Origin of the sequence: Streptomyces himastatinicus ATCC 53653 (assembly GCF_000158915.1) — a bacterium.
Classification (GTDB): Bacteria; Actinomycetota; Actinomycetes; order Streptomycetales; family Streptomycetaceae; genus Streptomyces; species Streptomyces himastatinicus.
Genome location: NZ_GG657754.1, coordinates 10,613,501 through 10,619,309 on the forward strand (window position 1 = coordinate 10,613,501; position 5,809 = coordinate 10,619,309).

5 protein-coding genes are annotated in these 5,809 nt (G+C 71.1%); 1 reads left to right on the plus strand and 4 read right to left on the minus strand.

The genetic code is table 11. The annotated features are described in order from the left end of the window. Nucleotides 1–41: 41 nt before the first annotated feature. Entirely contained in the window at nucleotides 42–1,304 is a 1,263-nt protein-coding gene (locus SSOG_RS44725; protein WP_009720946.1) for an MFS transporter, read from the minus strand. Between the two features lie 79 nt (nucleotides 1,305–1,383). On the opposite strand from SSOG_RS44725, the gene SSOG_RS44730 reads away from it, so the two are divergent. Then, nucleotides 1,384–2,277, plus strand: coding sequence for a LysR family transcriptional regulator (locus SSOG_RS44730; RefSeq protein ID WP_009720947.1), 894 nt, complete (start codon nucleotides 1,384–1,386; stop codon nucleotides 2,275–2,277). Nucleotides 2,278–2,281: 4 nt separating this feature from the next. Here SSOG_RS44730 and SSOG_RS44735 read toward each other — a convergent pair whose 3' ends face one another. The 3 genes from SSOG_RS44735 to SSOG_RS44745 form a co-directional block, all read right to left on the minus strand. Further along, entirely contained in the window at nucleotides 2,282–3,304 is a 1,023-nt protein-coding gene (locus tag SSOG_RS44735; RefSeq protein ID WP_009720948.1) for a tetratricopeptide repeat protein, read from the minus strand. Next, complete coding sequence (locus SSOG_RS44740) at nucleotides 3,301–5,187, minus strand: condensation domain-containing protein (protein WP_154686055.1); 1,887 nt, start codon at nucleotides 5,185–5,187, stop codon at nucleotides 3,301–3,303. The genes SSOG_RS44735 and SSOG_RS44740 overlap by 4 nt, the downstream gene beginning before the upstream one ends. Beyond that, nucleotides 5,165–5,809 (minus strand): ATP-binding cassette domain-containing protein (locus SSOG_RS44745; RefSeq protein ID WP_039940272.1); only part of this gene is annotated, 645 nt, incomplete at its 5' end. The genes SSOG_RS44745 and SSOG_RS44740, both read right to left, overlap by 23 nt.

Here is a 5,809-nt window from a genome sequence, read left to right on the forward strand (position 1 = left end):
TCTGCGGCAAGTCGGCTTGAAGCGTTCCGGCCAACTGCTGTTCAGCAGGTCTCGCCCGCCGGAGCCGGGGTGGCCCGGTGGGCGCTCTCATGGCCGCGCTCGTGCCGGGCGAGCGGACCGACCAGCCCGATCAGGACGGCCGCCGCCGCGAAAGCGCCGTCCACGCCCACCACTTGGGAGGCGACACCCACGACCACGGCGCCCGCACCGGTGCCCGCGTCGTAGGCCATGTTCCACGCCGTGCTGGCCATGCCGTGCCCCTGCGGGCCCGCCCGGCGGAACATCATCACCAGGGTGTCGTTCTGGAGCGCGCCGAAGCCCAGCCCGTACAGTCCTGCCGCCACCGAGGCCAGCACGGCTGCGGCGGGCAGCCCGGCGGAAGCTCCGGCAACCCCCGCCGTGCCGAGCGCGCAGGCCAGCACCCCGGGCACCAGCAGACGCCCCGACCCGGCGCGGTCGCTGAACGACCCGGCCGCCCAGCGGCCCAGGATCACCGCCGCGGACAGTACGAACAGCGCGGTCGGCGCGGCCGCGTCGCCTTCCAGGGCGAGCGGAAGGAAGGAGGTCATCCCTCCCAGAGCACACGCGGAGACGATGAGCATCGTCCACGGCCCGGCCAGCGGGCGCAGACCCCCCTCGGGACGGCTCGTACCACCCTGCCCGGACGACGCCGCCTCGTCCCCCGCGTGCTCCTCCGCCCGCCGGCCCGACATCAGCCCGGCCAGGGGAGCCGCCAGCACGCTCGCGGCTCCGGTGACGACGAAGACCGCGGTGAAACCGAACTGCTGGGCACACCACACCCCCGCCGGCAGACACACCACCTGCGGCAGCCCCACCGCGATGCCGTACCGGCCCACAGCCCGGCCGCGCTGGCCGGGCGGCACCAGCTCGGCCACCAGGGCGCTGCCCGCCACCGCGACCATGCCGAAGCCCACGCCCCGCACCGCCGACACGGCGAGCACCCACTCCAGCCCGGAGGAGACCGGATACGCGAACGTGGGCAGGCCCAGCAGCAGCGCCCCGGCGGCCAGGATCCGGCGCAGCCCGTACCGGCGCAGCAACCGGCTCATCACCAGCTGAATGCCCACCGTGGTGGCCATGGTCACTCCGGTGGCCGCACCCACTCCGCCGTGCCCGGAGCCGCCCTCGGCCGACCACAGGGACACCACCGACAGCAGCGGCGCGTAATTGGAGAAGGTCCCCAGTGTGGCGACGATGAGCAGGAGGAAGTCCCGCCCCTCCAGACCGGTGGGGGAGCGCTGGTCCGCCGGGTCGGTCCGGCGCGGAAAGGTGAAGAGGGCCATGACTCAAGTTGTAGGCCGCCGGACCCATCGGGTCCAACGAACATTTTCGATCCAAACCATCACCGATTACGATGAGTGAATGGAGCTGAAGCACCTCACGACGTTCCTCGCCGTCGCCCGCCACATGAGCTTCACCCGCGCAGCCCAGGACCTGGACTACGTCCAGTCGAGCGTCACCGCCCACATCAAGGCCCTCGAGCAGGACCTCGGCGCCGCCCTCTTCGAGCGCCTGGGACGGCGCATCACCCTCACCCACGCCGGGCGCGAGCTGCTACCCCACGCCCGGCAACTCGCCCACCAGGCGGAACAGGCCCGCCAAGCCGTCGAGGGGGCCAGCGGCGACCCCCGCACCATCCGCGGCACCCTGCGCATCGCCGCCCCCGAAAGCCTGTGCGCCCACCTCCTGCCACCGGTCCTCCGCGCCCTGATGGACCACTTCCCCCACCTGCGTGTGGTCTTCGGCCCCGCCGGCAGAAACACCCTGCTGACCTCCCTGAACGAGGGGACCCTCGACGCCGGGTTTCTCCTCGAAGAAAAGATCACCGCCCCCATGGCCACCACCGAACTCCTGGCCCAAGAACCCCTGCGGCTGATCGCCCACCCCGGCCACCCGCTCCTCCACCGCCGCCACGTCGACACCGCCGACCTCGCCGACGAAACCCTGCTCCTCATCGAGCCCGGCTGCGCCCAGCGCGACGTCATGGATCGCGAATTGGGCCGCGCGGCCATCCACCCCACCACCATGGAATTCGTCAGCGTGGAGGCACTCAAGCGCTGCGCCGCGGCAGGCCTGGGCGTCGCCCTGCTCCCCGCGGCCGCCGTCACCGACGAACTCGCCCGCGGCGAGGTGGCCCCCCTGCCCTGGACCAGCAAACCCGTCCTCGGCATCCACTACCTGCGCCACAAGGACCGACTGCCCAGCACCGTCATCACCACCCTGGCCGACCTCGCCCGCCACCACTGGACCGGGTGAGGTTTCACCTCGTATAGCGGCTCAGCAGACCTTGCGAGGCCAGCGTCCGGTAATCGTTGTCGCCCAGCACCCGCCGCTGGTCCGTCACGAGCGCTCCGAGGATCGAGACGGCCTTGCCGGTGTCGCCACGGGCTCCGTACCAGCGGGCCAGTTGGTGGCGTACGGAAAACCCCAGTTCATGGGATGTGCCCAGGGCGCCTTCCACATCCGGCAGCAGCCGGTCCAGTGACTCGATCGCATCATCGAGATCTCCCGCGACCCCGCTCCAGAGCCCGAGCTGAAGCCGGGCGGACAAGGTGTGGTAGTCCCTCGTGCCGAGCGTGCCCTCGCAGTCCTCCAGAAGGACGCGGTAATGCGTGAGGGCTCCCGCGACATCGCCGGTGAATCCCCGCCAGTACGCCACGTTGTTACGGGTCGCCAGGGCGTAGAAGTCGTCCGCGCCCAACGCGGGGACCACATCGGCCAGCAGCTGTTCGAACAGCTCCAGGGCGCCGGTGGCATCGCCGGACTCACCGCACCAGTACGCGAGGTTGTTGCGGACCATCAGCGTGTCCCGGCTTCCCGTGCCCAGGCTGCTCTCGCAGTCCGGCAGAAGCCTGCGATATTCCTCCAGCGCCCTCTTGATGCCGCCGTTGAGCCCTCGCCGGTAGGCCACATGGTTGCGGACCGCCAGAGCGTGGAAACCGTCCCGGCCCGTCGCGGAGACGACATCGGCCAGCAGCTGTTCGAACAGCTCCAGGGCGCCGGTGGCGTCGCCGGACTCGCCCCGCCAATAGGCGATGTCGCTGCGTAGCTCGAATGCCCCGGGGCCGCCATCGAGAAGGCCGGGGTGCCGCGTGTCGAGCAGCTCTTCCAGGCGGCTGACGGCTTGGTCGGCGGCTCCCGCTACCCCCAGCCAGTACGCCCCGGCCTGCCCGGAGTCCCGGGCGGTGCCGGTATCCGCCTCGTTGAAGGTGTACGGCCGGGTCTCCGGGAGCACCGCACGCCCGTTGTTCCTGCGCAGAAACGCGGTGGTGGAGACGATCATTCCGCCGCCTCGGTCATCTTGGTCAGCTTGAGCGCCAGACGGCGCAGCGGCGCCGTACCGACGAAGTCGGCGTGCCGGAGGCCGGAGTATCCGCGCTCCTGTATACCGGCCATGACCAGCGGAATCCTCAGGAATTCACCACCGTTCTCCGCATACGTTCGGGACACCTCGGCCTCGGCATCCGAGTGGACAGCCGCGAAGGCCTCCCTGAGGGCCCTCTCCTCCGTGCTTTCCACGCCTTCCCCGGACGGGGGAGCGGTGGCGGCTCCGGCGCGATGGACGATGTAGCGGTGCGGCTGGACGATCGAAGGAAGATCGGTGGCCATGTCCCGCAGGTATTCCGCCACTTCCCGCTCGGTCAGCTCCGGGCCCTTCGCCACCACCCGGGCGACGAGTTCGGTCCGCTCCTCGCCCGCGGTGGTGAAGACCTCGGCGCTCGCGACACCGGGGTGTCCGGACAACAGGGTCTTCATCGCATCGAGATGGACCCAGGCATGGTCCAGGGAAACCCATCCGCGGCCCTTCCAGGGGGCGTCGATCTCCACATCGGCGACCAGGTCGCCCACGCGGGCCTCCGGGTCCTCTGCGATCCGCTCCAGCAGCTCCAGAAAGGTCCTCACCCAGGGCACTCCGGCGCTCTCCGGCAGCACCTCCGTGGGCGCCTTGACCGCGATCTCCAGCCCTCGGCCGGACAGGGACGCGTCCACGAGCATCCCGGCGGCACGCCAGTCCATCGTCGTCTGCGTGATGTGTTCCGGGGCGGCCGACCTGTCCGCGAACAGCGGCTCCTGGTTCGCGTAGTGGTATTCGAAGATGATGCCGGGTTCGACCTTGGCGCCCTGCCGCAGTGCCGCGCGGGACTCGCGCATGACCAGGTCCCCCACGTGATACCTGGCGTTCATGTACATCTCCAGCAAGGAGAGATGGCAGGTGCTCAGCGTCTTGCGGACCGTCAGCTCGCGGGACAGGTCGAAGACGATCCGGCCGCCCCCGGCGAGGCGGCACACGCTCTCCTGGGTCGCCTCGTTCCACCGGTTGGCGAACACCGAGTGCATCGCGCACACCTCGTGCCCGGTCCAGCCGGAGACGAGCAGGGCGAGCACGCTGTGCACGATGCTGGGCTCGGTCACCTGGCAGTTCCGCGCGATGCGGGCACACAGCTCGGCGGCGCGCGGCGAGACCACCGTCGTCTCATGGGCGACGGAACCCTCGGGCGCGGGCCAGGAGAAGGGGATCGAGGTGTGCGGGCCGCGCCGCAACTGCTGCTGCCAGTAGGTGAGCGCCCGCCGGTTGGCCTTCCGCTGCTCTTCCGTGTTCTCCGCCGCCGCGTGGTCCAGCGGCTGGAGTTCCCGTCCCGCGGGGCCCACCGGCCCCGGGCCCCGCAGGCGCTGCTCCACTTCGTTCCGTACCCGCTCCATCGCCACGCCGTCCACGGCGATCTGCCGGAACACCAGGAGCAGGTCCGTCACCCGTTCCCCCGCGACACCGGCCACGGCGTAGCAGGACGCGCGCTCGAACACCCCGGTCGTGGGGACGGCATGGCGGTCCGGGTCCAGCTGCGACGCGCCGTCCCCGGTGCCGCCCGGGTCCACGGTGATCAGCTGTGGGTCGCACTCCGCGTGCACGAACTGGCAGGGGGCGCCGGAGGCATTGTGGCCGTAGGTGGTGCGCAGCGCCTCGTATCTCTCCAGTACGGACCGCAGCGCGCGCCGCACACCCGCGACCGTCACGCCCGCGGGAACGTCGACGCGCTTGGGGTAGGCGTCCAAGGGCCCGTCGCCCCGCACCGGGTCGCTGTCCAGCAGCCAGTACCAGTGCTGGGCCCAGCCCAGTGGGCCGGAGCGGATCACGTCCATGTACTCACTCCTGTCGTCGTCGGACACCGCCACCGCTCCATGCCTCCCACAGCGCCGCGTAGGTGCCCCGGGACGCGACGAGTTCGGTATGGCTGCCCAGTTCGGTGACACGTCCCTTCTCGACCACCGCGATGCGGTCGGCCGCCCGGGCCGCCTGCAACTGGTGGGTGATGGTGATGAGTGTGCGTCCGGCCAGCGCCGTGGCGAGCGCCGCCTCCGCCGCCCCGGCGGAACGCGTGTCGAGCCCGACGGTCGCCTCGTCGAGGATCACCACATCCGGGTCCGCGAGGAGCACCCTGGCCAGCGCCAGTTGCTGGGTCTGGGCGAGTGCGAGGGGATGGTGGCCCTCGCCGAGCACGGTGTCGAGCCCGTCGGGCAGATCCTCGACCCAGGTGGCGCCCACCCGCCGGAGCACATCCAGCAGCGCCTCGTCATCGGCGTCGTCCCGCGCGAGCGCGAGGTTGTCGCGCAGGCTGGCGGCGAACACATGGTGCTCCTGGGTGACCAGAACGACCGTACGGCGCAGGTCTTCGAGCGCGACGTCCGCGCTCGGCACGCCCCCGATCGACACCGTTCCGCCGCGGGGCCGCTCGATGCCCGCGATGAGCCAGGCCACCGTGGACTTCCCGGCGCCGGACGGGCCGACGAC